We start from the raw sequence: 25,942 nt of genomic DNA on the forward strand, positions 1-25,942 counted from the left end.
CTCGGCCGCCTCCATGGATTCCATCGGAGAGTCCGGCCCGCGGCACAGGATCAGGCGCAGGCGTGAATCGCGAATCATGTGGAGGCATGACATGGGCGGCACGGCAGGATCCGTAGGCGGCCGACGGCGCGGCCGGGCCATGCGCTGGGGCGCCCTCGCCGGCGCCGCGGCCCTGGCGACCGTGGGCGGGGTGGCCCCCGCATGGGCCGCGCCCGCCAAGGGCGGCGGCACCGCGACCCCGGTGAAGCATGTGGTGGTGATCTTCGACGAGAACATCTCGTTCGACCACTACTTCGGCACCTACCCCAAGGCGGCGAACACGGACGGCACCACGTTCACGCCGGCCAAGGGCACCCCCAAGGACATCGACACCCTGGCGCACGCCGGGCTGCTGAAGAAGAACCCCAATCTCTACAAGCCCAAGCGGCTGCGCAGCGACCAGGCCATGACCTGCGACCAGAACCACTCCTACGGCCCCGAGCAGTACGCGGCCAACGCCGGCAAGGCCGATAAGTTCGTGGAGAACACCGAGGTCAGCAAGTGCACCGGGCTGTTCGGCGAGCCCGGTCTGGTGATGGACTACTACGACGGCAACACCGTCACCGGGCTGTGGAACTACGCCCAGCACTACGCGATGAGCGACCGCTCCTTCAGCTCGGCCTACGGCCCCTCCACCCCCGGAGCCCTGGAGCTGGTCTCGGGCCAGACCCACGGTGTGATCTCCACCGACCCCAAGTCCTCCACCGAGAACCCGATCCAGACCGACAAGCCGGACGCGTACACGGTGGCCTCACCGGACGCCAAGGGTGTGGGCACGATGATCAACGACCCGGACCCGGCCTACGACGACTGCTCCAACAAGGACCACACCAGCGGCAACGCCCTGGCCGTGATGCAGGGCAGGAACCTCGGCGATCTGCTCAACGACAAGGGCGTGACCTGGGGCTGGTTCCAGGGCGGCTTCCGGCCCAGCACCGCCTGGGACGGCCGGCAGGACCACTACGCCAAGTGCTCAGGCACCACCCACAAGAACGTCGGCGGCGCGGAGTCGGTGGACTACAGCCCGCACCACGCCCCGTTCCAGTACTACAAGTCCACGGCCAACCCGCATCACCTCCCGCCGAAGAACGTCCAGGAGATCGGCCGGAGCGGCCGGGCCAACCACAACTACGACCTCACCGACTTCGGCGCGGCGCTCAAGACCGGCCATCTGCCGGCCGTCAGCTTCCTGAAGGCCGCCGAGTACCAGGACGGCCACGCCGCCTACTCCGACCCGGTCGACGAGCAGCACTTCCTGGTCGAGCAGATCAACGCGATCCAGAAGTCCCCGCAGTGGAAGGACACCGCGATCGTCGTCGCGTACGACGACAGCGACGGCTGGTACGACCACGCCTACGCCAAGCCCCTCAACGGGTCGACGGACAAGACCGCGGGCTCGGGCGGCAAGGCCACCGACAGCCCCGCCTGCCAGTCCGGCCCCAAGCCCGCGGGCGGCTACCAGGACCGCTGCGGCCCCGGCCCCCGGCAGCCGCTGCTGGTGATCTCCCCCTTCAGCAAGTCCAACAAGGTCGACCACACCCGGACCGAGCAGACGTCGATCACCCGCTTCATCGAGGACAACTGGCACACCGGCCGGATCGGTGACGCCTCCTTCGACAGCCGGGCGAACTCCCTCTCCGGGCTGTTCGACTTCCGTCACCCCAACAACACCCAGGTGCTGCTGAAGTCCGACGGCTCGGTCGCGTCGGTCCACAAGGCCGGTCACTACACGACCTCCGCCCTGGCCGCCCACGCCCCGATCGTCAACGCCGCGGCGGCCGACGCCCTGACCACCCGGCGTCTCGCCGACGACCAGGGCACCTCCGCCGCCCTGCCCATCGGCATCACGGCGGGTGTGCTGGTGCTCGGCGGCGCCGGTACGGCGCTGGCCCTCCACCGCCGCCGCACCGCGCGGACCGTGGGCTAGCCCCGGTCCGCCGCGAGAGACGGCACACCGCCGTCGGGTCCGCCGCCGCACTTCCTCCCCAGGTGGCGGCGGGCCCGGCCGTCCGCCGGGGGCCCGGGGAATAAAGCGGAGCCTTTCTCCGGTTGAATGTGCCCGGTAGACGTAGAGGCGTAGAGCCGAAGACGTACGAGCAGACGCACAGGCGTACGCGCACCGCAGCGCGACCAGGGAGGCGGGCCACCGTGGCCGATGAGCAGGACCGGCGAGACGACCAGCGCGACCCCATCCGGGCCCGGCCCCTCGGCAGCGCACCGGTGCCCCTGTCGGTGCTGGACCTCGCGACCGTCGGCAGTGGCGTGACGGCCGCCGAGGCGCTGCGCACCACCACCGAGCTGGCCCGGCTCGCCGAGCGCCGGGGCTTCCACCGCTTCTGGGTCGCCGAGCACCACTCCATGCCCGGGGTCGCCAGCTCCTCCCCGGCGGTGATCCTCGCCCATCTCGCGGCGCACACCGAGCGGATCCGGCTGGGCTCCGGCGGGGTGATGCTCCCCAACCACGCCCCGTTGGTCATCGCCGAGCAGTTCGGCACCCTGGAGGCGTTCGCCCCCGGCCGGGTGGACCTCGGCCTCGGCCGCGCGCCCGGCACCGACGGGGCCACGGCCGCCGCCCTGCGCCGCACCGAACGGCTGCGCGAGGGCGCCGACGACTTCCCCCAGCAGCTCGCCGAGCTGACCCGCTTCCTCGACGACTCCTTCCCCGACGGCCACCGCTACGCCCGTATCCACGCGGTGCCGGGGCCGGTGCAGGGCACCGTGCCCGGCGGGGTCCAGTCCGTCGGCCGGCCCTCGATCTGGCTGCTGGGCTCGAGCGGCTTCAGCGCCCGGCTTGCCGGGATGCTCGGGCTGCCGTTCTCCTTCGCGCACCACTTCTCCGCGGCCAATACCGTGCCCGCGCTCGACCTCTACCGCGAGACCTTCCGGCCGTCCGCCGTGCTGGACCAGCCGTACGCCTCGATCGGCGTCTCGGCCTTCGCCGCCGAGGACGAGAAGGAGGCCCACCGCCAGGTGCTCACCGGCGCCCTGGCCATGATCCGGCTGCGCACCGGACGCCCCGGCCTGGTGCCGACGCCCGAGGAGGCCGAGGGGTACGAGTCCAACGAGATCGAGCGCGACTTCATCAACAGCTGGCTCGCCAATGTCGAGTACGGCACCCCGGACCAGGTCCGTGAGGGACTCGACGGGCTGATCAAGCGCACCGGAGTGGACGAAATCAAGATCACCGCCAATGCCCACGGCCGCGAGGCCCGTCTGCGCTCGTACGAGCTGATCGCCGATGCCTACGATCTGCCGACGGCGCAGACGGAGGCGTAGCTACCCCGACGCCGGGCAGGTGGTGATCATCGCCTGGATGCGGTCCGGCGGCACCGGACGGGAGTAGAACCACCCCTGCCCCGTGTCGCAGCCGATCCGCCTCAGCCGCTCCGCCTGCTCGGCGCTCTCCACGCATTCGGCCGTCACCGTGAGGCCCAGCCGGTGCGCGAGCTGCACCAGCGCCTCGACGATGGTCTGGTCGGCCGGATTCGGATGCTCCTCCGCCCGGAACCCCTGGACGAACGAGCCGTCCAGCTTGAGCGTGGAGACCGGCAGCCGGCTGAGATAGGCGAGGTTGGAGTAGCCGGTCCCGAAGTCGTCGATCGCGATGGCCACCCCCATGTCGCTGAGCTGCTGGAGCGCCTGGAGCGGACGCCCCGTCGAGCCCATCACCGCCGACTCGGTGAGCTCCAGCTGAAGCAGATGCGGCGGCAGCCGGGTCTCCGCCAGGATCGCGCCGACATCGGCCACCAGATCGGAGTCCCACACCTGGCGGACCGCCACATTGACGCTGACCACCAGCGGATGCGTCGGATTGGCCAGCTGCCAGGCACGGGCCTGGCGGCAGGCGGTGCGCAGCACCCACCGGCCCAGCGGCACGATCGCGCCGTTCTCCTCGGCCAGGGGGATGAACCGGTTCGGCGACAGCCGTCCGAACTGCGGATGGTCCCAGCGCACCAGCGCCTCCACCCCCCGTACGACCCCGTCGCCAAGCCCCACCAGCGGCTGGTAGTCGAGCACGAACTCCTCCCGCTCGACCGCCGGGCGCAGGGTGCTGGACAGCGCCTGCCGGGTCATCCGATGGGCGTTGCGCTCTGGGTCGAAGAGGGTCCAGCGCGCCTTGCCGTCTTCCTTGGCCCAGTACAGCGTGGTGTCCGCGGCCTGCATCAGCCAGGTGGTGTGGGTGCCGGCCGCGGGCCGCTCCACCACGCCGATGCTCGCCGACACCGACAGCCGCTGCCCGCCCACGTCGAACGGCTCCTGAAGGGCGGCCAGCACCGACCGGGCGAGGTCGCACAGCTGCTCGGTGCCGGTGGAGTTGCGGACCAGCAGGGCGAACTCGTCCCCGCCGAGCCGCGCCACCAGATGGCCGCCGGGCGCCGCGCAGTCGATGAGCCGCTGGGCGACCGCGCCGAGCAGCCGGTCGCCGACCCGGTGGCCGAGGGTGTCGTTGACCGCCTTGAAGCCGTCCAGGTCGAGATAGCAGAGCCCGATCCGGCCGGTGCCCTCGTGGTCGTAGGTGGCCGCCTCCAGCGCCGAGGTCATCCGCTCGAAGAACAGGCTGCGGTTGGGCAGCCTGGTCACCGGGTCGTGCATCTGGAGATGGCGCAGCCGCCCCTGGAGATCCCGCTGATCGCTGATGTCGGCCATGGACAGCAGCAGGCTGCAACTGTCCGGCGCCGGCTCGACGGTGATCTCGGCCCACAGGGCATGGCCGTCGGCGCGCAGCAGCCGCCGGGTGCGGCGCAGCCGCGCGAGGCGGCCGCCCAGGACCTCCCGGTACTCCCGCCAGGTGCGCGGATCCTCGTGCAGATCGGCCAGGTCGGCCGCGCTGCGGGTGGTCAACAGGCCCGGATCGGTGCCGAGCAGGGCGCCGAGCGCGGGGTTGGCGTCGAGCACCCTCCCCTCGCGGTCGACGACCGCCATGGCCAGGCGCGCCGCGTTGAAGGCGGCGCGGTAGTCGCCGGGCGCCGGGCCCGGGGTGTGCCCGGCGCCCGGGGGCGTGACCGGGCTCGGGGGCGCGCCCGGGACCGACGGCGCGCTTGGGGCCGGACGTGGTGCGCCGGGGTCCTCCGCGACAGGGAGGACGCTCGGGATGGCATCACGCTCTGTGATCGCGGGCAGCGTCGCGCCCGGGGCGCGGCCCTGCCCGTCGGGGGTTCCGCTCACCGCTCGCTCCCGCGTGGCGTTTGTTGTTTCCAAGTTGTTCGTACACATCTTGCGCATGTCTCACACCGGGTGCCGGGCAGACCGTAATTGCCTGCCTGAAGGGGGATTCCCCGCTGAAGATGTGCCGATCATAGGGGCTCGTACTTCGGGCGTTCCATCGACGTCATCGCGCTCACCGCCGCCTTGACAATGTGTTTGGTCGTATCTGTTCGACTCTGCGCGTGCAAACAGCCGCTCTGACCGAATGTGACCGTCTGTTACGTACCCGGATAGCGGCCTCTTCACTCGACCAGCCCAACTCAACAGGGCGTACCCCGCCAATTCACCTCAGGGTGGAGTGGGTGTTCCGACTACGCCCGGGAGGTCGACATGGTGCGTCCTCAGGTACCCGAGGGAGTGCACCAGCGGCCTCGGCTGCGTCGGACCCAGGCCCTGCTGACCTCGCTGAGCGCGCTCATCGCGACCACCGTGGTGGCGGGGCCCGCCGTCGCCGCCGGCCCCGGCGGACCCTGTGACCTGGAACGCACCGACGCCCACCACTCCGAGGGCCTGGACACCTGGAACTCCCGCTATCCGCGCCCGGTACGCCGACTGGACGCGGCGATGGTCTTCCTGTCCTTTCCCGACGCCAGGCCCAGGGTGACCCCCGCCCGGCTGGCCGCCGACCATATCCCCGCGACCCCCGACTTCTTCAAAAGGGCCTCCTACGGGAAATTCGCGCTGCGCGTACATCCGCTGCGGCGCTGGATCGCCATGCCCCAGCGGTCCACCGCGTACGCCATACAGCGCGACTGGAACGCCCAGCGGCGGGCCGCCTATCTGCGCGACGCCATCGCGTCCGCCGATCCGCACCTCGACTTCGGCCGCTACGACCTCGTCTATCTGGTCGCCGACCCCGATGCCCCCGGTGTGGACGCCGATGCGACGAAAGTGGTCAACTTCGAAAAGCCGCTGCGCGCCGATGGTGTCGATCTGCGTCGTCTGGTCACCGTTTTCGAGCACCATCCGCCGGACCGCAATGTGCTGGCCCATGAGACCGGGCATGTCTTCGACCTTCCCGACCTCTACCACCGGCCGAAGGACACCGACGGTAACGCCGAATGGGATACCTACGTCGGCGACTGGGACCTAATGGGAAGCCAGTTCGGGATGGCACCCGATCCGTTCGGCTGGCACAAGTGGAAGCTGGGCTGGCTCGGCGCGCGCCAGGTGGCCTGCGACCGCCTCACGGGTCCGCGCAGATACACCCTCCAGCCCCTCAGCGCCCCCATGGCGCGCGGCGGGCCCGGCGCCGACCTCCGCACCCGGCTGGTCGTGGTCCGCACCGGGCCCACCACCGCGCTGGCCATCGAGGCGCGCGGCGGCCGCGGCAACGACGCGGGCACCTGTACCGAGGGCGTGCTGGTCTACCGCGTCCACAACGACAAGGCGTCCGGCGACGGCCCCGTCCAGGTGCTGGACGGCCACCCCACCACCTCCGCCTGCTGGAACGAGTCGGTCTATCCCGAACTCGCCGACGCCCCGCTCGGCGTCGGCGACACCCTGTCGGTCAAGGAGGACGACGTACGGATCACGGTGGCCGGCCGCGCCGCCGACGGAGGCTGGACCGTACGGGTCAACCGCCAGGCGCCCGGATGACGCGGCGGCCCGCCGGCCGAAGGCGCCCGTCCCGGCCGGGACCTGGCCGCCTTCCCGCACCGCTGCCTGCCGGGGTGGTGCGGCATGACAAGGGGGCGCGCGATCGCGCTCGTGCTACGGGATATGCGTTCGACGGGCGGATTTGCCCGCGAATCGATGGAAGGTCCGGGAGAGCGGGGGAATAATCGTCATGCGGGGGAAGCCGGGCGGGTGGAGCAGGGGGCGGCATGGTCAGGGTGCTGATCGCGGAAGACATGCATATGTTGCGCAAGGCCCTGGTCGCCCTGCTGGAATTCGAACCGGACATCGAGGTGGTGGCCGAATTCCCCGACGGGGCCGACATCCTGCCGCGCGCCCGTGAGCTCCGCCCGGATGTCGCGGTGCTGGACATCGATCTGCCGGGTATGGACGGGCTCACCGCCGCGGCCGAGTTGAGCACCGCCGTCCCCGAATGCCGCACCATGATGCTCACCAGCCTCGGCCGCCCCGGGAATCTGCGCCGGGCGCTGGCCGCCCATGTCTCCGGCTTCCTGCTGAAGGACAGCAGTCCGGAGAAGCTGAGCGAGGCCATCCGCGCCGTCGCCAAGGGCGAGCGGGTGATCGATCCACAGCTCGCGCTGGCCGCCCTGGACGACGGTCCGCAGCCGCTGACCCCACGTGAGCTGGAGGTTCTGCGGTTCGCCGCGAAGGGGGAGGACTCCGGGCAGATCGCGGCCAAGCTGTTTCTGTCGGTGGGCACGGTGCGCAACTACCTGACGTCCGCCGTGACCAAGCTGGACGCCCGCAACCGCGTCGACGCCATCCGGATCGCCCGAGAGGCGGGCTGGCTGTAGCGGCGACCGGGCCTTGCCGCGCGGCCACAGTCTCGCCGCGCCGCCCCGGTTCTCGCCGCGCCGCCCCGGTTCTCGCCGCGCGTCGCGGGCCACGCCGCCACGGGCCTTGTGACGCCGCCACGGGCCCCTGTCACGCCGTCACGGTCGGCCCCGGGCCGTACTCCTCCTCCGAGCCGCGCTCCCGGCCGCTCCGCCGCGGCGCGGCCACGGACACATCCAGCTCCGCCCGTAACTCGAACCAGCCGTCCGACCGTACGCCCGCGCGCAGCCGCCCGCCGAGGTTCTCCACCCGCACCCGGAGGTTGCCGATTCCGCTGCCGCCGTCCGTGCTGTCGGCGCGCAGGATCGTGGACGGCCGGCCGACCCCGTCGTTGACGAGGGTCAGCCACACCCGGTGGCCGCTGCGCCGTGCCTCGAACGCGCAGTGGTCGGCCTTGCTGTGGCGCAGCACATTGGTCAGCCCCTCGCGCAACACGCTCGCCAGCACCGTGTCCACCAGCTCCGGCAGCGGTGCGCAGTCGATCTCGGCCGTGGCGCTGATGCCCGCCGCGGCCAGCATCGAGCGGGCCGTGGCAGCCTCCGCCGACAGCGACATCTTGCGATAGCCGCTGGCCACGGCCCGTACGTCGGCGAGGGCCTGACGGGAGGTCTGGAGGATCTCCGAGAGCTCCTGCTGGGCGCGGGAGTTCTGCCGGGGCACCAGCCGGTGCACCAGCTCGCATTTGAGGGTGATCGTGGACAGGCTGTAGCCCAGCAGATCGTGCACATCCCGGGAGAACCGCAGCCGCTCCTGGGCGACCGCCAGCCGGGCCAGTTCCGCCCGGGACCGGGACACCTCGGCGACCAGCCCGGACAGCCGCGAGAGCCCGAAGACCACCAGCCCGGTCAGTGCGGTGGAGACCGAGGTGTACGCGACCTGGCCCCAGCCGAAGCCGACCTGGAACAGCAGCACGTCCGTGCACAGCAGGATGGCCGCGAACGCGGGCCATGCCAGCGCCGGAACCAGCACCAGCAGCGAGGAGCCGGCCAGGAAGCCCGGCATGCCCAGCCAGGCGTGCTTGAAGATCGCGAACGGGGCGAAGGTCAGCACCGCCTGGAGCGCCAGCGTCCAGTGCCGGGCGCGGCTGAGCCGGGGCGCGAGGCCGGGGAAGGAGTGCAGCATTTGGAGGCAGAGCAGGACGGTCATCGGCAGCAGCGCCAGCGCGAGCATCGCCGCGTCGATCGTCCCGCCCGAACGATTGCCGTCGACCACATAGGTGACGGCCACGGAGAAGTAGCCCACCAGCACGATGACCGTGATGACCACGGCCAGACGCGGCGCCAGATCGTCATGGTGACGCGGTGGGTGGTTCCCGGCACCGTCGGGCAAGAGGCTCCCCTGCACTCGTCCTCCGGATGGTCGAGCCGGATTGGGTGGCTTGCCCGAGAGTATCCGATCTTCGGTGGAGGTGGAGAGGCCGCGTAGAAGGCTCATGGTGTACGCAGAGTTACCGGGTGTCACGGGGAATCACAGGAAAAACGGAATCGGGTTGAGGTCCGCATAGGGCGTGGGGGCCGACAGCCGGCCGAGCGCGACGGGTACGTCGAAGAGCCGGCCGGGCGCGAACCGGGCCCAGTGCGGGCGCATCCCGGGCATCAACACCTTGGCCACCGGCAGTCCCACATCCGGCCGGGTCTGGTCCAGCACCAGCAGCTCCATCCCGCGCCCGCGCGCCAACTCCCTTACGGCGGCCGTCGCGTCGCCCTCCGGGGGGCCGGATATCGGGGGCGGCGGGGCGGCCGGATCGGGTGTCAGATACGGGTGGTCGGCGAGGGTCGCGGTGCGGAACCAGCGCAGCGCCTCGGGCTCGGCCGCGCCGTAGCCCCCGCCGTCGGCACGGGCCTCGACCACCGCCGGAAGCATCTGGTTGAGCTCGGCGAAGGCGTGGCAGAGCGCGGTGTGCCGGTCGAAGTGGGCGCCGAAGCCGAGGGTGATGTCCTCGGCGGGCTTGTCGAGGCGCCGGGAGAGCGCGGCGACCACCGGAATGCCGAAGTCCGTGGTGAGGTCCAGGGCCCACACCTCGCGCCGCACGCCCCGGTGGGCGGCGCGCACCTCGGCCAGCCAGGGGTCGTCGAAGGCGCCGAGGGCCACGGCGGGCTGCCGGGTGCGGTTGTACCACCACAGGGCGACCGCGTCCCGTTCCACCAGCTCCAGAAAGCCCCGTACGACGGCGTCGGCCAAAGTGCCGCCGGCCGCCGCGCCGTTGGAGTCCGCCCGGCAGCAGCGGCCGCCCGGGGGTTGCGGGGCGCCGTAGTACAGCAGCGCGGTGGGCAGCAGCCGGTGGCGTTCGGCGGTGAGCGACCACACCGGGGTCCAGTCCAGCTCCGCGCCCTCGTCGAACGGATCGTTGATCCGGTGGCGCGCGGGGAGGGCTGGGTCCCGGAACTGCCGCGGATCGAAGAGCTGGACGGTGTCCGGATGCACCGCGTCGTCCGGGCGCAGATCGCGATAGCGGGCGCGCTGACGGGGCTCGTCCCCCTGGAAATGGCCGCTGTAGTGCTCCAGGGCCTCGCACAGCGCGCTCGCCCGCGCCTGTTCGGCCGTGCGGCCCTTACCGTGGGCGGCGGCCCGCAGCCCCGCCCTTACGGCGTCCAGACCGCTGTGGGGGCCCGCCCCGGCGTACGAGGGGTGGCGGGCGTGGAAGCAGTTGAGGACGGCCGGGCCGCGCGGATCGCGCCGGATCTCGGTGACCAGCCCGGTGACGGGGTCCACCAGATGTCCGTAGCGCTCCATGATCCCGCGCGGGGAGGTGTCGGCGATCCCGCGCGGGGAGGTGTCGGCGTCGGTGCCGATGAGCGGGTCCCGTGGCGACGGCAGCGACAGGGGCGCCCGTATCCGGGCCGCGACCAGCGCCGGATCGCCGCAGCCGGCGCATTGTGGCCGGCGGGCGAGCGGATGGCGGTCCACGGTGGCGGTGAGGCTGTCCAGGGTGCGCAGCTCCCGCTGGCCCGGATGCCGGTGCCCGGCAAGCCACTTGGCGGCCTCCAGGGCGGCGAGCTGGAGCGCCGCGGCGCGGCTCGCGGGCAGGGAGGCGGGCGGGCGCGGCACCGGCCCCGGGCGGCCGAGCCGGCGCTGGAGATACGCCTCGGCCTGCCGTCCGCGCCACAGCCGGTCGGCCAGACAGACCCAGCACGGATCGTCGGGGGCGCCGAGGAACGGACCCAGCCACGCCTGGGTGCCCACCGGTTTGACGGGCAGCCAGCGAAGGCCGGCTGCGCGGTGCGCGGCGTCCACGGCGGCGAGCCGGGGATCGAGGTAGTCATCGCACACCACAAGGGTGAGTTCCGTGTCGCCATGTTGACGAGGGGCGATTTGACATATCTCTCGGCGAGGAGTAGCGGCCCCGGAAACCGTCGGATCGCCGTCCACCGCCCCCCGGTCCGCCGCGGCCCCGCCCACGGTCCTCGAGGCAGCGGTCCTCAGCCCCGCGGCGCGCAGCGCCCGGACCACTTCGCCCGGATCGGCCGAGCCGAGGACCAGCGGGGCCACGGCGGGGCGGGACGCCCGGGGCGCGGGCGCCGAGGTGGGGCCGCCCACGGCGGTCGGCCCCGCCAGCTCCCAGTACGCCGCCTCGGGGGTCGAGGCGCGCTTCCGCTCGGAGACCAGCCCGGCCGCGCGGAGGCGGGCGATGACGCGCTCGGCCTGCCCGGCCGGGACCGCGCCGGCCGGGCCCGCGGCGCGGGCGGGCGCGGCGGCCTCGGTGAGGATGTGGGCGAGGTCCCGCGACCCGTCGAGCAGCGGCGCCAGCGCGGCGATCGCTTGCCCGTGCAGCGCCGTGACCCCGTGCTCGGAGACGAGATACACGGCCTCGCCCGGCACCGGCTCGACCCGCAGATGTGGTGTGAAGCCCAGTTCGCCGGTCATCGGCCGGTCATTCGGCGCCGACGGTGCAAATGCAGATGCCGGCCGCGGGGACAGCCCAGACGGACTCGGAGAGGTCCTCGATGACCAGGTCGTCCGCCTCGGCGGGCGGATGAACGGCCTCGGCGGCCCCGACGGCCCCGGCGCGCTCGGCGAACCTGACGCGTTCGGTGATCTCGGCGACCCCGGTGACCTCGGTGTTCTCGGCGGAATAAGCCAGGCCGGCGGGGCTCGTGGACTCATTTGGGACGGGCGTATCGGTCATCGCGGACTCTCTCATCGCCAGGGGTGTGAATTTGTCATGGTGCGGGGCTCTGGAACTCATATCGAGCTCGTTACTCCGGCACTGGCCGCACAGGCCGCCCACAAGCGAGGCTCTTAGATGCCTCGGTGGCAGGGCCGCGCGGCCAGGAGGCACTTGACGGACCGTTGACGGAGGTACACGACCATGGACATCAAGGTGTTGGGGCCGCTGAGCGTCGAGGCGTGCGGTCAGTCGATCGTGCCGAGCGCGGGCAAGCCGCGCCAGATCCTTGCATTGCTTTCCGTCTACGCCAACCAGATGCTCCCGGTGCCCACTCTTATGGAGGAAATCTGGGGCACACAGATGCCACGCAGCGCGCTCACCACTTTGCAGACCTACATCCTTCAGCTGCGCCGCAGGCTGGCCGCCGCCTATGGCCCGCAGGCCCCGCAGGCATCCAAGGATGTGCTGGCCACGCGCTACGGCGGATATGTGCTGGAGGCCCAGCCGGGTGCGGTGGACATCCATGAGTACGACCGGTTGGTGGCCGCGGGGCGGGAGGCGCTGGACGCCGGGGACGATGTACAGGCGTCCCTGCTGCTGCGCGAGGCGCTGGCCGTGTGGCGCGGCCCCGCGCTGGTGGATGTGAAGGTCGGGCCGGTTCTGGAGATCGAGCTGGCCCGTCTGGAGGAGAGCCGGCTCGGCGTCCTGGAGCGCCGTATCGAGGCCGATCTGCGGCTGGGCCGCCATGCCGAGCTGCTCACCGAGCTCACCGAGTTGACGGCCCGCCATCCGCTGCACGAGGGGCTGCACGCCCAGTGCATGGCCGCGCTCTACCGCGCGGGCCGCCCCTGGCAGGCGCTGGAGGTCTACCAGGGGCTGCGCGCCAGGCTGGTCGAGGACCTCGGGCTGGAGCCGTCGCCGCGGCTCCAGAAGCTCCAGCAGGCGGTGCTCGCCTCCGACCCGGCGCTCGATCTGGACCTGGACGGCCACTGGCGCCGCCCTGTGCTCGACCTGTTCGCCGCATAGTCCCTCGACCGAATAGACCGACAGCCGACAGCTACAGCCGACAGCCGACAGTCGATCCCTGATACCGCCCTCGTCCGAAGTCTCGTGGGTCCGGTTCCCACAGGTCTCGTAGGTCCCGTACCAGCCGTCCCCGTCCGATGAACCATCCCCCCAAAAACGCCCGGCGCCGCCCTTCAGCCGGGCCTGCTACGGCTCCGCTGCCCGATCCCCCCGCGCGGGCAAGCGGAGCCGTAGCGCGTCCAGGGAGCGTCAGGGGGTGTCACTGGCGCCCGGTGCCCAGGCCCTGGAGCCCGACCAGCAGGAGGCGCGATGATGCGCGAGATCGACACCGATGTGTGCGTGGTCGGGGGCGGCCCGGCCGGTCTGGTGCTGGCGCTGCTGATGCTGCGGTCGGGGGCCCGGGTGACCGTCCTGGAGTGCGCCCGCGCGCATCAGCGCGTGGTCCGCGGCGAAATCCTCCAGCCCGGCGCGATGGAGTTGCTGGACGCGCTCGATGTGCTCTCCGGCGCCCGCGCCCGCGGCGCCCATGAACACCACCGGTTCCTGGTGATGGAGGGCGAGCGGGTGCTGCTGGAGGCCGACTACCGGTTGCTTCCGGCCCCGTACGACCATCTGTTGAGCGTTCCGCGCCCCCATCTGCTGGATGAGCTCCTCGCCCGCTGCCGCCGCTCGCCCGGCTTCCGCTATCTGCCCGGACGGCGGGCCGGTGGTCTGCTGCGGCGGGATGAGCGGATCGCCGGGGTGATCGCCGACGGACCCCCGGGCCGTTGTGCCGTACGGGCGCGGGTCGTGGTCGGCGCGGACGGCCGGTTCTCGCGGGTCCGGCGGCTGGCGGGCATCGGGGCGGGCCGCGCCGAGGCGTTCGCCCAGGATGTCCTGTGGTGCGCGCTCACCGCGTCCCCGGAGGAGCCGCCGGTCCGCGATGTGCGGGTGTTCCGCACCGGCGGCGGCCCGGTGCTGGTCTACGGCTCCTGGCCGAACCGGATCCAGATCGGCTGGACCCTGCCGCACCGGCGCTACGGCCATCTGGCCGCCCTCGGCCTCGACCATGTCAAGGAGCGGCTGGTGCGCGCCGTGCCGCGGTACGCCACGCTGATCCGCGACCAGATCCGGACCCCGGCCGATCTCGGTGTGCTCGATGTCTTCTCCGCCCGTGCCGAGCGCTGGGCCGCCGACGGTCTGGTGCTGATCGGCGACGCGGCCCACACCCACAGCCCGATCGGCGCCCAGGGCATCAACCTCGCGGTGCAGGACGCGGTGGTGCTGCACCCCCTGCTGACCCGTGCCCTGGCCGAGGGCGACACCAGCGCCGAGCGGCTGGCGGAGTTCGAGCGGCGGCGCGGGCCCGATATCGCGGCGGTCATGCGGATGCAGACCTTGCAGAGCCGGGCGATCCTCTCGCAGGGCGCGTTCACCACCCGGGTGCGCCCCCGTCTCGCGCGGGCGCTGCGTCGTACACCGCTCTATCGCAAGATCCTCCAGCGCATGGCCTACGGCAATCCGTCGATCCGTATCGCCGACGCCGGAGTGTGCGGCCGGACATGACCCGAAGCGCAGTGGCCGGAATTCGTGGGTGGACCGGCTTCTCGCCACCCCGGCGGTGGTGCCATAGGCCGTACGGCCTAGGTTGAGGCCATGCACACTGTCGTGATCCTGGCGCTGGATCAGGTGATCCCCTTTGATCTGGCCACCCCGATCGAGGTGTTCACCCGCACCCGGCTCCCCGATGGCCGCGAGCCCTACCGGGTCCGGGTCTGCGGGCCCACCCCCACCATCGACGCCGGGGTGTTCGCCCTCCAGGCGCCGTACGGGCTCGAGGCGCTCGCCGAGGCCGACACCATCGTCGTGCCCGGCCGTAGCGACCCCCTGCTCCCGGTCCCCGCCGAGGTGAACGACGCGCTGCGGGACGCGGCCGGGCGGGGCACCCGTATCGCCTCGATCTGCTCCGGGGCCTTCACCCTCGCCGCCACCGGGCTGCTCGACGGGCACTGCGCCACCACACACTGGCTCGGCGGCGCGCTGCTCGCCGAGCTCCATCCGAAGATCCAGGTCGACCCGGATGTGCTCTATGTGGACAACGGCCAGTTCCTCACCTCGGCGGGCGCCGCGGCCGGGCTCGATCTCTGTCTGCACATCATCCGGCGCGACCATGGTTCCGCCGTGGCCGCCGACGCCGCCCGGCTTTCCGTGATGCCCCTGGAACGGGAGGGCGGGCAGGCTCAGTTCATCGTCCATGACCAGCCGCCCGTACCGCGCGGATCGCTGTTCGAACCCCTGCTGCGGTGGATGGAGGACAACGCCGCACGGGACCTCACCCTCACCGAGATCGCCGCCCATGCCGGCATGAGCACCCGCACCCTCAACCGCCGCTTCCGGGAGCACACCGGGACCACCCCGCTCCAGTGGCTGCACCGCGCCAGGATCCGCCAGGCGCAGTATCTGCTGGAGGCCACCACCCACCCGGTCGAGCGCATCGCCACCCAGGTCGGATTCGGCTCGCCCACCTCCTTCCGGGACCGCTTCAAGCGTGTCGTCGGCACCAGCCCGCACAGCTACCGCTCCGCCTTCCGGCGAAACGCCGGATAAGCCGCTTCTGCGAAACGCTGGAAGCCGTTCGGCGAACGCCGGACGGCCGCCACATCCCGGCAGGGGCGGGCGCGAGTCGAGGCTGCCTCGAGTCACGGCGGCGACCATGGCCTTCTCAGTGGGAACGACCGCGAGGAGTGCCCATGTTGGACCTCGGCCTGGAGGGGCGCACGGTCCTGGTCACCGGGGCCACCGGGGCCATCGGCCGGGCCGCCGCGCGCGCCTTCGCGGAGCAGGGCGCCCGGGTCGCGCTCGCCTTCCGGCACCGCCGCGAGGCCGCCGAGGCGCTGGCCGACGAGCTGTCCGGATCCGACCGGGGCAGGGCCTTCGCCGTGCCGTATGCCCTGGACGACGCCGCGTCGCCGCGCTGGGTCGTGGCCGCCGTGGAAGAGCGCTGGGGCGGGCTGGACGTGCTGGTGGCGACCGCCGGGCGAAGGGGTGCGCGACGCGAGCCGCACACCCGGTTCGAGGACGTGCCGGAGGAGCACTGGCGGCCGCTGGTCACCGACGGCTTCGCGCCCGCGATCCGCACCGTCCAGTGGTCCCTCGCCGGGATGCGCAAGCGCGGCTGGGGCCGGATCGCGCTGGTGGCCGCGCCGTACGCGGCGGACGGCGATCCCGGCGGGGAGTTCCACGCGGTGGCACGGGCCGGGCTGCACGGTCTGGTCCGCGGTCTGGTGGACGAGGTGGGTGGCGACGGAGTGCTGATCAACGCCGTATGCCCCGGGCCCACCCCGCCCGACCGGCCGCCCACCACCCCCGAGGACATCGCCCGCACCCTCCTCTTCCTGTGCTCCGCGGCCAACGGCACGGTCACCGGCGAAGCGCTGACGCTCGCGGGGCGCCGCTGAGCCCGCCGAGGAGCGCGGGATGCGATGAGTCGGCTCGGTGTCATGTCCATCGGCCGGACGGGGCGGTCCGGCCGGCTCGACTCCGCGGGAGGTCACCGTGCGCGTCCTGTTCACGACCTGGGCCTCGGGTGCCCATCTCGTCCCCATGGTGCCGCTGGCGCGCGCCCTGCTCGAGGCCGGGCATCAGGTGCGGGTCGCGGTGCCGTCCGCATGCGCGGCGGCCGTCGCCCGCGCCGGCCTGGTGCCGGTGCAGATCTGCGCCCTGCCCATGGCGGTGGTCAGGGCGCCGGACGCGGCGCGGCGCCCGCGCGGCGTCTGGCCGACGGACTGGCCGGTGCGGCCCGCCGCGCTCACCCCGGAGCAGCACGGAGTGCTGCGCGCGTGCGGCGATCGTCAGGTGCGGATCGCCGAGGCGATGGCCCAGGGGCTGGTGGCCTTCGCCCGCTGCTGGCAGCCGGAGGTGGTGGTGCACGACGCGAGCGCCTACGCGGGCACGGTGGCCGCGGGGGCGCTGGGGGTGCCCGCCGTCGGTCAGCTGTGGGGGAGCGCGGCCGTCCTGCGGCTGGACCGGCAGCGGCTCGAAGGCCCGCCGCTGCCCGGCTACGCCCGGCTGATGCGGCGCTACGGCGCCGACCCGTCGCGCGAGCCCGATCTGTGGCTCGACCCCTGCCCGCCGAGCCTCGCGCTGCCCTCGCGGGCGCGGCGGCTGCCGGTGCGCTTCCTTCCCCAGGGCGGATCGCCGCCGGGCTCGCCGGGTGCTACGCGCCCGCTGGGGTTGCCGAATTCCCTGGATGAGGCGCCGTCGCCGTACGGGGCCCGCCGTGCCGGGCCGTACCTCGGGCGCCGGGCCGCCGCGTCGAACGGGCGGCGCGGACCGGGCGGCCCCAGGCGCTCCGGACCGGTGCGGGTGTGCGCGGCGTGGGACGACGCCGGTGGTCCGCCGGACGCCGTACGGGTCGCTCTGTGCGCCGCCGAGGCCCGGGGCGTGGAAGTCGTCCGGGTCGGAAGCGCCGCCGAGGGGCGGCCGCCCGCCGGGCCGCTGCACCGGGTGCTGCCGGGCTGCCGGGCGCTGCTCCACCAGGGTGGGGGCGCGTCGGTGCTGGCCGCCGCCATGGCCGGGGTGCCGCAGCTGGTCGTCGCGCCCCGTCTGGAGCACCAGCTGAACGGGGCGCGGCTGGCGCGGGCGGGCGCCGGGATGTATCTGCCCGCCGATGCCCTCGACGGCACACGGCGCGGGGCGGGTGCCGCGGGGGCCCGGCTGGCGCTGGACCTGTTCGCACTGCTGGAGCAGCCCTCGTACGTCGCGGCGGCGCATGTGCTGCGCCGTGAGGCGCTCGCGATGCCCGGCCCGGACAAGGCGGTGCGGGCGGTCACCCGGCTCGCGGGCCCGGCCGTATGAGGGCCGTCATGCGCGACCCGGCCTTGAAGCGGCCGTGATACGCGAAGGCCCCTCCCCGCGCGTGAGGCCATACGAAAGGCCCCCCACCGAAGTGAGGGGCCTTTCGCTGTCTGTGCGCCGCCAGGGACTCGAACCCCGGACCCGCTGATTAAGAGTCAGCTGCTCTAACCAACTGAGCTAGCGGCGCCTGCTGACGTAGGAGACCTTAGCACCCGGACGCCACGGAGTGAAAATCGATAAGTTTCAGCTCGGAAAGACGGCGGGTGCGCTGGTCACAGCCGTGCCGACAAGATCATTACCGGCGGTGCGGGCCGCCCTCACACAGGCCCACAGCAGCACCTCGGGGCCGGGCAGCCAGGGATTGCGGACATCGGGCGCTACCAGCCAGCGCGGCGATGGCGCCGGAGTGGACTCCCGCGTTCCGCCGGGCTCCGGGACGGCGGGTTCCGGGAGGCCGGGTTCCGAAGCGCTGGACTCGGGAGTGCTGGACTCGACGGCGCCGGACTCCATGGCGCTGGGCTCCGGAACGCCGGACTCCGGGGTTCCGGGCTCCCTCGCGCCCGGCTCCTGGGCACTGTGCTCCAGGGCATCCTGCTCCAGCGGCGCCGTCGCCGGTGGATCGGGGTCCGGCGGGAACAGCGGCGGCACGGTCACCGCGTCGCCCCGCCCGTAGCAGAGCAGCGGGGGAGCGGCTGCGCGCCACTCCTCCCAGCCGAGCAGCGCCGGCAGCCGCTGGGCGGTCCCCGGGGTGGCGAAGAGCATCACCCGGCCGCCCTGGGCCGCGACCGGCCCGGTGCCGGGCCCGTCGGTCCATAACCGGCCCACCACCCGGCGGCCGAAGAGCGCGTCCATGCTGATCACGTCGAACGCCGTGCCGCAGGGCAGCGTCACGGGGGCGGTCGGGGCCCCGGCCCACAGGGCCTGCACACCGCGCGGTGAGGCGCTGGCCGAGGCTAGCCAGTCCGCACCGGCCGGGGTGACGAAGACGGCGGCGTGAAGTGAGTCCTGAGGCGTTCTGCTCATGTTTCCACCTTTACCGTCGGCGATGACGGTGTAGAGAGATGAGACGAAACCGGGACATCGGGTGGCGGTATCCGGTACCTTCCGCCCGCATATGCCCCGGGCTCACGCCTGCCGTCCGTCCGGTGCCGTCAGTCCGGCACCTCGCCGCCCCGCATCAGCTCACGACCGAACTCGACCATCTTCTTGGCGTAGTCCTCGGTCCACTCGGCGCGCTCGGCGATCACGGCGGGGGTCAGCCGATCGAACCGCCTCGGGTCGGCGAGCTGCGCGGCCGCCATCGCCTGGAACTCCATGGCCCGGTCCGTCGCCGCACGGAACGCCAGCGCCAGCTCCGTCGAGCGGGACAGCAGCTCACGCGGGTCTTCGATCGACTCCAGGTCGAAGAAGTGCGCCTCGTCCGAGGCCGCGGCGGCCGGTTCGAAGAGCAGGGGCGCTGGTTTCAGCCGCCGGGGCGCGGAGCCATGCCGGCCGTGAGCCGATTCCGGCTCGGGCATGTGATCTCTCCTCCTGGGTCGTGAGGCACATACGGTTCGTGGTGGTCCTGTTGTCTCCATTGTCGCGCGTAGGACAAGGGCGCCCCCGCCGTACGCCGCCGACCTGGGGTCTCTCCCCACCCCATCGCCCCCTGAACCATGGCCGGACCCCTCACTCCCGGTGACGAACCGTACGCCCGCCGCGGACGCGCCGTCCTCACGCCGCCGGAGTCGCGCCTCACGCCCTTACGGCCGCCATGCCACGCGGTGCTCGGCCAGATGCGCCAGCACGGCGTGATTCGCCTCCCATCCGTCCGGGAACTTCACCGTCACGCCCAACTGCACCGGCTCCGTGGACGGATGCTCGTCCAGCAGCTCGGTCACGCCCGCCCGGCACACCACCACACACGCCTGCCGGTGCCGCGACGTCAGCACGCACAGCCGCCCGGTCTCCAGATGGAAGGCCGTGGCGTCCGGCCGCCCCGACAGCGGATGCAGAACGACCGTGACATCGAACTCACGCCCTTGGAGGCGGTTGGCGGTGTCGACGGTGACGCCGGAGACCCCGAGCCCCGTCAGCGCGGCCCGGACCGCGGCCGCCTGGTCCCGGTGTGCCGTGCCCACCGCGATCCGGTCCGCCGCGACCGGCAGCGGCTCTTCGGACCGCTCGCTGACCGCCACCGCGCCCCGGTCCAGCAGCCGCCGCACCACCTGCGCCACGGCCGCGACCGCCTCCGGGTCGGTGCGCGGAGTGCGCCGGGCGGGCAGCTCCAGCAGCCCCCAGCCGGACGCGGCGGCCTCGTCCAGCACCCGGTCCGGCCCCGAGCCGTCCGAGGCCACCCCGAAGCTCAGCCGCCGCTCGCCGTGGCCGGTGCCGCTGCGGAACGGCGTGTACGGATAGAACGCGTCCGAGACCAGCGGCGCCGCCGAGGCCGGCAGCCGCCAGGACACCGGCAGCCGGTGCTGCGGAAGCCGCGGATTGTGCGCGAGCAGAGTGGTGACCGCGCTCGCCGACGGATCGTACGAAAGCCCCGCCCACTGGTCGGCGCCCACCACGCTGAACGGGTCCAGCTGCCCCGGGTCGCCCACGAACAGCGCCCGCTCGAACAGCCCGGCGACCGCCAGCAGCGCGTCGGAGCGCATCTGGTACGCCTCGTCCACGATCGCGTGCCGCCACGGCTCGACGTTCTTGATGTGCGCCCACTTCGCGGCCGTGGAGACGACGATGTCGAGCCCGGCCAGGTCGGCGATCTTCGCGGAGGCGCGGACCGCCGCATGCCCGTCGAGCACCGGGTCGTACGGATGGGGATCGCTGCTGTGCAGCCGCCCCACCGGAAGGTCGGGATCCGCCGTGGCCAGCCGGTCCACCAGGTCGTCCACCTGGGCGTTGGTCTGCGCGACCACCATCAGCGGCCGCCCGGCGGCGGCCAGCTCCCGCGCCGCGCGCACCACCAGCGTCGACTTGCCCGCACCGGGCGGGGAGTCCACCACGACGCCGCGGTCCGCCCCGTGCAGTGTGTCCCGCAGGATCGCCTCGGTCGCGCGCGCCGCCGCGGCCGAGGGGTCGAACGGCTCGCCCGCGCGGGCACGGCCCGTGTGGGCCGCGGCGGCGGCCGGGTCCGCGCCGATCACAGATAGTCCTCCTCGGTCATCGGGTCGGGCTCAGGGCCCTGGGCCGGGGCGGCGGCGTCCGGCGGGCCGCCGTGGGTCCATGGCGTGCTCTCCGGGTCGGGCAGCTCCGGGCCGCCGCGCGGGGCATGCTCGAACAGCGTCCAGCACACCCGGTCGCCCTTCCCGGGCACCGTGCCCGGCTCGGGCTGCTTGCCCCGGCCCATTCCGCCGGTCAGCCGCACCACCAGCGCACGGGCCGCACCGCCGGGGCCGTCCTCGGCGCCCGAAGCACCCGTATCGTCCGAAGTGTCCGCGCCATCGGCTGCGCCGCTCCCGTCGCTCTCACCGGACTCGTCGGCTCCGTCAGCCCCGTCCATGTCCGCGAAACCGGCGAACTCCCCGCTCTGCGCCTTGCCGTCGGCCACGACCCGGTGCAGTTTGACCCGCTCGGCCAAGTGCGGACGGTCCTCGGTGCGGACCGTGACCAGCGGGCGCGGACGCGGCACCTTCGCGTCCGACCAGGCCATCTCCACATCGATCACCTCGCCCGCGAACGCCTCTCCGGCCAGCCGCCGCCCCGCCATGACCAGCGGATCGTCCAGCGCCTCATGGGCGTCCAGCTGGGCCTGCGCGGTCTCGCGCGCGGCCAGCTTCTGCGCGGCCGTCACCGCGTCGTCCCGCTTGGGCTGCGGCGGCTCCCCGGCCCTGACCCGGTCCCGGTGGCCGGTGTAGGACCAGCGGTCGCGCCTCCAGCGGTCCGCCACCCGCGCGCCCTCCGGGAGGGAGCGCAGCAGGTCCACCCCGCGCCACAGCGCGTCCCAGGTGGGCCGCAGCTGTGACGCCAGCAGCCGGCGCAGCTCCGCCTCGGCGAGCCGCAGCCGCGCCTCGCCCCCGGCCACGCCCTGTGACACCTCGGCACGCGCCGCGTCGTAGCGGGACATCGCCGGTGCCAGCAGCTTGTTGTCGAAGGCGGGGTCGGTGGCCGGACCGGCGGGCGGGCAGCGCAACTGGTTGTGCGCGTCCCGCTCCGACTCCGCCCGCAGCGCCGCCTCCGCACCCGGTACGCCCTCCGGGGGGTCGATCCAGGCCAGCAGCGAGCCCAGGTGCTGATCCTCCAGATTGCTCTGCCCGGTCGCCCAGTGCCGGCTCAGCAGCTCGGTGAGCGACAGCAGCAGACATGAGCCGGGCACCCGCGACCGCTCCCCGTAGTGGGTCAGCCAGCGGCCGAGCAGCGGCACCCGCGCGGGCGCGGGGAAAGGCGTCTCCGGGTCCTGCTCGGCGGTCCGCCGGAACCGCATCGAGCGGCCCAGCAGCCGGACGAACGCCACGCCCGCGGCGCTCGGCACCAGCAGCTGCGGCGCGTCCTCACAGAGCTCGACCTGGACCGGCACCTTCTTACCGGTCTCCGGATCCGTCTCCTTGCGCTCCTCCAGCTCGATCCCGTCCGCGTACGAGTCCAGATACGGCTGGATCTCCTCGGCGAGCTCGGCGAGGAACGCGAACCGCAGATCGCGGTCGCGCGGCTGGGCCACGATCAGCAGCCGCGGCGCGTCCCGGTCGGTGCCCACCATCGCCCCGAGCGGCGCGCCCGCCTCACCGGCGGTGGTGAGCGGGACGAACGCCAGCGGGCGCTCCGACAGATGGCGGTGGCGCACGGTGGTCAGGGGCTGGGCCCGCCCCTCCCGGACCGCCTCCATCCGGGCCAGGGTGGTGATCAGCGACATGGCACCGCCTCGGGGCGGGACGCCAGCGCCTCGGCACGCAGGGCCGCCGCGCGGCGCAGGGCGTCCACGGCGGGGTCGCCGGTGGGGGCGTCGTCGGCGGGGCGCTCCATGGCGGCCGTAAGGACGGCGTCCACGGTGGTGAGCCCGCCCAGCTCGCCCCGGACACCACGGCCGAGCGCCTCGACCAGGCCCGCCCCACGGGACCGCGTCCGGCAGTGGGCGGCCAGCTCACACGCGGACAGGCACTCCGGGGCGTACGCCGCGTCCACCGCGTCCACGGCGGCCGTCAGCTCCTCCAGCGGCCGGGTCGGGGTCCGGCCGTCGTCGGTGAGCCGGAGGTCGAAGGTGGTGCCCTCGGGGAGCGCGGCGGCGATCTCCTCGATCCGGGTCAGCCGGTCCAGCTGCCGCCGAGTGACCGCCAGCTGCTTGCGCACGTCGACCATTTCGGCGGTCGGCAGGTTGGAGAAGTCCTTGGGGCATACGAGCAGCACCTGATGACGCACCCGGCCCCGCGCAGGGGCCGGGCCCGCCGAGGCGGCCGGACCCTCCAGGGCTGTGGCTCCAGCCGGGTCTGCCGCCTCAACCGGGGTTACCGCCTCCGCCGCGTCCGCCGGGGGCGCAGGGACCACCGGGCCTGCCGCGTCCGCCGGGTCTGCCGCGTCCGCCGGGCCTGCTGCCTTCGCCGTCCCGGCCAGGGCCGTCGCTTCCGCCGGGACCACCGCGCCCGCCGCCCCCGCCGGGACCACCGCGCCCGCCGCCCCCGCCGCGTCCGCCGGGACCACCGGGCCTGCCGCCTCCGCCGCCCCCGCCGGGCTCGCCGCCCCCGCCGCCCCGGCCGTGTTCGCCGGGCCCGCCGCGCTCGGAGTCATCGCCGCGTCGTCGCCGTCCTCCGGCGGTTCGCCGATCATTGACGCCACCCGCTCCAGCGCCAGGGCGTAGACCGCCGACTGCCGGGCGGCCGCGCCCACCTTGGCCGGGTCGGCGGAGCCGTCCACCATGGGGAAGGACTTGATCTCGACGACCGTCCACGATCCGTCGGGGTGGACCACCACCGCGTCCGGCTCCAGGAAGGCGGGCGAGCCCGCGACGTCCAGGCTCACCATCGGATGGTCCAGCAGCGCCCAGCGCCCCGCCTCCGTGGCCTCGCGCAGCGCGAGCGCCGTACGGGCCGTGCGGCCCTGTGGGCCGGGCGCGGTCAGATCGGGGGTCGCCACGGCGCCGGGGCCCGGCGGCTCCGTGCCGTCGCGCAGCCGCTCGTGCAGCAGCCGCACCAGATCCGCGCCGCCGTCCGCCTTGACCCGGGCCTCGAAGGAGTTGCCGCGCTGATGCGCGAACTGCGACTGCCCGAAGTTCGCGGGAGCCCCCAACGCCTGCGCGAGCGCGCCCTTGTCGACCCCGGCCCCGTCCAGCAGCGCGCGGCGGCGGCAGCCCGGGTTGGCGGCCAGCGCCGCCAGCGCACGGGCGTCCAACGGACGGGGAGTGGTGGCCGGGCCGCGCAGCTCAGCGAGCCGCTGCCGCAGCCCCGTCGCCTGCCGCGGGGGCCGTGCCGCCCGTGGCCGTGGTGCTCCGGCCGCCGGCACCGGCTCCCCGGCCGCCGTCGTCCGCGGCACCGTCCTTGCGTCGCCTGTCCGCGCCCCCGCCCTGCTGCCGGGGGATCCGTTCCCGTTCACGCGCCGAAGTCTCGCACTTGTCACCGACATTCGCGGGCACACCGGCGGTTCGGGCGGCGGTGGCCGTCTCGCGGGCCGGGCGCAGGCGGGTGCGCACCGTGTCGGCGAGCCGCAGCGCCGGGCCGGTCAGCAGCGCCCCGAGCCCCATGGCGGCGGCGCCTGCGGCGGCGTCCAGGAAGTAGTGGTTGGCGGTGCCCATGACCACGATCGTGATCGCCAGCGGATAGCCGACCGCGCCGATCTTGGCCCACACCGAGCGTCCGTGCCGCCACAGGGCGATCCCGCACCACAGCGCCCATCCCACATGGAGGCTGGGCATCGCCGCGTACTGGTTGGTCAGCCCGCCGAGCCCGCGCGGAGCGCTGGCGTCGCCGCCCCACCAGCCGTACGAGCCGTATTGCGCCATGGTGTCGACAAAGCCGTGGCTCGCCTCCAGAAGGCGCGGCGGGCAGGTCGGGAGCAGCGTGAAGCCGATGAGTCCGATGATCGTGGAGACCAGCAGCCAGGTGCGCAGAAAGCGGTAGTCCGATGCCTTCCGGCGCTTCCACAGCCACATCAGGATCGCCGGGGTCAGGACGTAGTGCAGTGAGGCGTAGGCGAAGTCCGCGGGTATGCCTATCGCCGCGTGGGCCGTGAAGATGTCGTTCAGCGGCGACTCGAAGTCGATGTTCAGCCGCTGTTCGAAATGGAGGATCGCCAGACCGTGATCGACGGCGGTGGACACATCGCCGCGAGCGAGCAGCCGACCGGCCGAGTACGCGGCGTACACCACCGCTATGAGCGGCAGTTCGGTCCACCAACGGGGCCGACTGCCCTGTGCTGCTCCGGCACGGGGCACGGTATGGGGCATTCGGACGCTCTCCAAAGATCAGGCGGCCACAAAAAGGCGCGCGGTCAACCGTACGGTGTAGGCGAAGCGACCCACGCACCGCCCCCGTCCGCGTGCGCGCCCGCTCCGGGACCCCCCCGGCGGACTCGCGCGCAGCCTGGAAGACGCCAGGAGCGACCCGGAGGTTGCCCGCCGATCACGTGCGCGATGATGGGGGGATGGCGACCGGCCATGTGCCGGTCCCGCGAAGTGCATGAAACCGCAGGCAGCGGCGTGTAATGGCGCACGGCGGGGCGGCGGTGCGAAACCGCTGAAAGAAGGCAGTACCCCATGGCACCACGCATCCTCCTGGCCCGGCACGGACAGACGCGGTGGTCGCTCTCCGGGAAGCACACCGGCCGTACGGACATCCCGTTGCTGGACGAGGGGCGGCGCGGCGCCAAGCTGCTCGGCGAGCGGCTGCACCACGGCCCCTGGGCGGGCCTCCCGGACACCGAGGTGTGCACCAGCCCGCTGTCGCGGGCGAAGGAGACCTGTGACCTGGCGGGCTTCGGCGACCGCGCACGGGAGTGGGACGCGCTCCTGGAGTGGGACTACGGCGCGTACGAGGGGATGACCCCCGCCGAGATCAAGGCCATCCGGCCCGACTGGCTGATCTGGCGCGACGGGGTGCCCGAGGGCGAGCCGATCGCCTCGATCGAGGCACGGGCGGACGAGGTCGTGGAGTGGGCGCGCTCGGCCGACCGCGATGTGCTGGTCTTCGCGCACGGCCACATCCTGCGGACGCTGGGCGCCCGCTGGCTCGGCTACGACGCCTCCTTCGCCGCCCGCATCCGGCTCGATCCGACGTCCCTGTCGGTGCTCGGCTGGGCCTACGGCGAACCCGCCATCGAGCGCTGGAACGACACCGGCCATCTCGCCTGAGA

At 73.3% G+C, this 25,942-nt stretch carries 20 protein-coding genes and 1 tRNA gene; 10 read left to right on the forward strand and 11 right to left on the reverse strand.

Features of this window, described 5'->3' with window-relative positions:
- Positions 1-91: 91 nt before the first annotated feature.
- Positions 92-1,966 carry a phospholipase C gene (locus AB0E24_RS29130; protein WP_079257774.1) on the forward strand — a complete coding sequence of 625 codons (1,875 nt, stop codon included), beginning with the start codon at positions 92-94 and terminating at the stop codon, positions 1,964-1,966.
- Positions 1,967-2,187: 221 nt separating this feature from the next.
- Entirely contained in the window at positions 2,188-3,315 is a 1,128-nt protein-coding gene (locus AB0E24_RS29135) for an LLM class flavin-dependent oxidoreductase (RefSeq protein ID WP_173963285.1), read from the forward strand.
- Here AB0E24_RS29135 and AB0E24_RS29140 read toward each other — a convergent pair whose 3' ends face one another.
- The gene (locus AB0E24_RS29140; protein WP_093706699.1) at positions 3,316-4,962 is read right to left on the reverse strand and encodes a putative bifunctional diguanylate cyclase/phosphodiesterase; all 1,647 of its coding nucleotides are present in this window, start codon (positions 4,960-4,962) and stop codon (positions 3,316-3,318) included.
- A 612-nt stretch (positions 4,963-5,574) separates the two neighbouring features.
- Between AB0E24_RS29140 and AB0E24_RS29145 the strand changes: the two genes are divergently transcribed.
- Both AB0E24_RS29145 and AB0E24_RS29150 read left to right on the forward strand, forming a co-directional pair.
- The gene (locus AB0E24_RS29145; protein ID WP_102934769.1) at positions 5,575-6,843 is read left to right on the forward strand and encodes a M6 family metalloprotease domain-containing protein; all 1,269 of its coding nucleotides are present in this window, start codon (positions 5,575-5,577) and stop codon (positions 6,841-6,843) included.
- A gap of 227 nt (positions 6,844-7,070) precedes the next feature.
- On the forward strand, positions 7,071-7,676 hold the full coding sequence (locus tag AB0E24_RS29150) for a response regulator transcription factor (protein WP_206332524.1): 606 nt from the start codon (positions 7,071-7,073) through the stop codon (positions 7,674-7,676).
- 130 nt (positions 7,677-7,806) lie between these two features.
- Here AB0E24_RS29150 and AB0E24_RS29155 read toward each other — a convergent pair whose 3' ends face one another.
- The 3 genes from AB0E24_RS29155 to AB0E24_RS29165 form a co-directional block, all read right to left on the reverse strand.
- Complete coding sequence (locus tag AB0E24_RS29155; protein WP_231981439.1) at positions 7,807-9,045, reverse strand: sensor histidine kinase; 1,239 nt, start codon at positions 9,043-9,045, stop codon at positions 7,807-7,809.
- A 138-nt stretch (positions 9,046-9,183) separates the two neighbouring features.
- A complete protein-coding gene (locus tag AB0E24_RS29160) occupies positions 9,184-11,580 on the reverse strand; it encodes a TOMM precursor leader peptide-binding protein (protein WP_359381405.1) in 2,397 nt (798 codons plus the stop codon).
- Between the two features lie 7 nt (positions 11,581-11,587).
- On the reverse strand, positions 11,588-11,842 hold the full coding sequence (locus AB0E24_RS29165; RefSeq protein WP_359381408.1) for a hypothetical protein: 255 nt from the start codon (positions 11,840-11,842) through the stop codon (positions 11,588-11,590).
- Positions 11,843-12,025: 183 nt separating this feature from the next.
- On the opposite strand from AB0E24_RS29165, the gene AB0E24_RS29170 reads away from it, so the two are divergent.
- The 5 genes from AB0E24_RS29170 (at position 12,026) to AB0E24_RS29190 (ending at position 17,686) form a co-directional block, all read left to right on the forward strand.
- A complete protein-coding gene (locus tag AB0E24_RS29170) occupies positions 12,026-12,850 on the forward strand; it encodes an AfsR/SARP family transcriptional regulator (protein WP_030836626.1) in 825 nt (274 codons plus the stop codon).
- Positions 12,851-13,159: 309 nt separating this feature from the next.
- Positions 13,160-14,395, forward strand: a complete 1,236-nt coding sequence (locus AB0E24_RS29175) for an FAD-dependent monooxygenase (RefSeq protein WP_069863905.1) — start codon at positions 13,160-13,162, stop codon at positions 14,393-14,395.
- A 90-nt stretch (positions 14,396-14,485) separates the two neighbouring features.
- Positions 14,486-15,436: a GlxA family transcriptional regulator gene (locus AB0E24_RS29180; RefSeq protein WP_167501813.1), complete on the forward strand. Its 951-nt coding sequence runs from the start codon at positions 14,486-14,488 to the stop codon at positions 15,434-15,436.
- Between the two features lie 143 nt (positions 15,437-15,579).
- Entirely contained in the window at positions 15,580-16,287 is a 708-nt protein-coding gene (locus AB0E24_RS29185; protein WP_102934766.1) for an SDR family NAD(P)-dependent oxidoreductase, read from the forward strand.
- 97 nt (positions 16,288-16,384) lie between these two features.
- Complete coding sequence (locus AB0E24_RS29190) at positions 16,385-17,686, forward strand: nucleotide disphospho-sugar-binding domain-containing protein (protein ID WP_069863909.1); 1,302 nt, start codon at positions 16,385-16,387, stop codon at positions 17,684-17,686.
- Positions 17,687-17,799: 113 nt separating this feature from the next.
- On the opposite strand, the gene AB0E24_RS29195 is transcribed toward AB0E24_RS29190, so the two are convergent.
- The 7 genes from AB0E24_RS29195 to AB0E24_RS29225 form a co-directional block, all read right to left on the reverse strand.
- Positions 17,800-17,873 (reverse strand) — tRNA-Lys (locus AB0E24_RS29195).
- Between the two features lie 56 nt (positions 17,874-17,929).
- Complete coding sequence (locus tag AB0E24_RS29200) at positions 17,930-18,709, reverse strand: bifunctional DNA primase/polymerase (protein WP_283886536.1); 780 nt, start codon at positions 18,707-18,709, stop codon at positions 17,930-17,932.
- A gap of 128 nt (positions 18,710-18,837) precedes the next feature.
- Positions 18,838-19,203 (reverse strand): DUF8844 domain-containing protein, encoded by a 366-nt coding sequence (locus AB0E24_RS29205; RefSeq protein ID WP_069863913.1) that lies wholly within the window; start codon positions 19,201-19,203, stop codon positions 18,838-18,840.
- Between the two features lie 225 nt (positions 19,204-19,428).
- Positions 19,429-20,811, reverse strand: coding sequence for an AAA family ATPase (locus tag AB0E24_RS29210; RefSeq protein WP_173963458.1), 1,383 nt, complete (start codon positions 20,809-20,811; stop codon positions 19,429-19,431).
- Positions 20,811-22,517, reverse strand: coding sequence for a hypothetical protein (locus AB0E24_RS29215; protein WP_359381414.1), 1,707 nt, complete (start codon positions 22,515-22,517; stop codon positions 20,811-20,813). The genes AB0E24_RS29210 and AB0E24_RS29215 overlap by 1 nt, the downstream gene beginning before the upstream one ends.
- A complete protein-coding gene (locus tag AB0E24_RS29220; protein ID WP_359381416.1) occupies positions 22,508-24,127 on the reverse strand; it encodes a hypothetical protein in 1,620 nt (539 codons plus the stop codon). Before AB0E24_RS29220 ends, AB0E24_RS29215 begins: the two co-directional genes overlap by 10 nt.
- Positions 24,018-25,037, reverse strand: a complete 1,020-nt coding sequence (locus AB0E24_RS29225; protein ID WP_359381419.1) for a phosphatase PAP2 family protein — start codon at positions 25,035-25,037, stop codon at positions 24,018-24,020. The genes AB0E24_RS29220 and AB0E24_RS29225 overlap by 110 nt, the downstream gene beginning before the upstream one ends.
- 309 nt (positions 25,038-25,346) lie before the next feature.
- On the opposite strand from AB0E24_RS29225, the gene AB0E24_RS29230 reads away from it, so the two are divergent.
- A complete protein-coding gene (locus AB0E24_RS29230) occupies positions 25,347-25,940 on the forward strand; it encodes a histidine phosphatase family protein (protein ID WP_069863917.1) in 594 nt (197 codons plus the stop codon).
- Positions 25,941-25,942 lie beyond the last annotated feature (2 nt).

Origin of the sequence: Streptomyces malaysiensis subsp. malaysiensis (assembly GCF_040653035.1) — a bacterium.
GTDB classification, from domain to species: Bacteria; Actinomycetota; Actinomycetes; order Streptomycetales; family Streptomycetaceae; genus Streptomyces; species Streptomyces malaysiensis.

Coding starts and splice junctions, on each gene's coding strand:
- AB0E24_RS29130 (WP_079257774.1), top strand. CDS start 92: ATGGGCGGCACGGCAGGATCCGTAGGCGGCCGACGGCGCGGCCGGGCC.
- AB0E24_RS29140 (WP_093706699.1), bottom strand. CDS start 4,962: ATGGCGGTCGTCGACCGCGAGGGGAGGGTGCTCGACGCCAACCCCGCG.
- AB0E24_RS29145 (WP_102934769.1), top strand. CDS start 5,575: ATGGTGCGTCCTCAGGTACCCGAGGGAGTGCACCAGCGGCCTCGGCTG.
- AB0E24_RS29150 (WP_206332524.1), top strand. CDS start 7,071: ATGGTCAGGGTGCTGATCGCGGAAGACATGCATATGTTGCGCAAGGCC.
- AB0E24_RS29160 (WP_359381405.1), bottom strand. CDS start 11,580: ATGACCGGCGAACTGGGCTTCACACCACATCTGCGGGTCGAGCCGGTG.
- AB0E24_RS29165 (WP_359381408.1), bottom strand. CDS start 11,842: ATGACCGATACGCCCGTCCCAAATGAGTCCACGAGCCCCGCCGGCCTG.
- AB0E24_RS29170 (WP_030836626.1), top strand. CDS start 12,026: ATGGACATCAAGGTGTTGGGGCCGCTGAGCGTCGAGGCGTGCGGTCAG.
- AB0E24_RS29175 (WP_069863905.1), top strand. CDS start 13,160: ATGATGCGCGAGATCGACACCGATGTGTGCGTGGTCGGGGGCGGCCCG.
- AB0E24_RS29180 (WP_167501813.1), top strand. CDS start 14,486: ATGCACACTGTCGTGATCCTGGCGCTGGATCAGGTGATCCCCTTTGAT.
- AB0E24_RS29185 (WP_102934766.1), top strand. CDS start 15,580: ATGTTGGACCTCGGCCTGGAGGGGCGCACGGTCCTGGTCACCGGGGCC.
- AB0E24_RS29200 (WP_283886536.1), bottom strand. CDS start 18,709: ATGAGCAGAACGCCTCAGGACTCACTTCACGCCGCCGTCTTCGTCACC.
- AB0E24_RS29205 (WP_069863913.1), bottom strand. CDS start 19,203: ATGCCCGAGCCGGAATCGGCTCACGGCCGGCATGGCTCCGCGCCCCGG.
- AB0E24_RS29215 (WP_359381414.1), bottom strand. CDS start 22,517: ATGTCGCTGATCACCACCCTGGCCCGGATGGAGGCGGTCCGGGAGGGG.
- AB0E24_RS29225 (WP_359381419.1), bottom strand. CDS start 25,037: ATGCCCCATACCGTGCCCCGTGCCGGAGCAGCACAGGGCAGTCGGCCC.
- AB0E24_RS29230 (WP_069863917.1), top strand. CDS start 25,347: ATGGCACCACGCATCCTCCTGGCCCGGCACGGACAGACGCGGTGGTCG.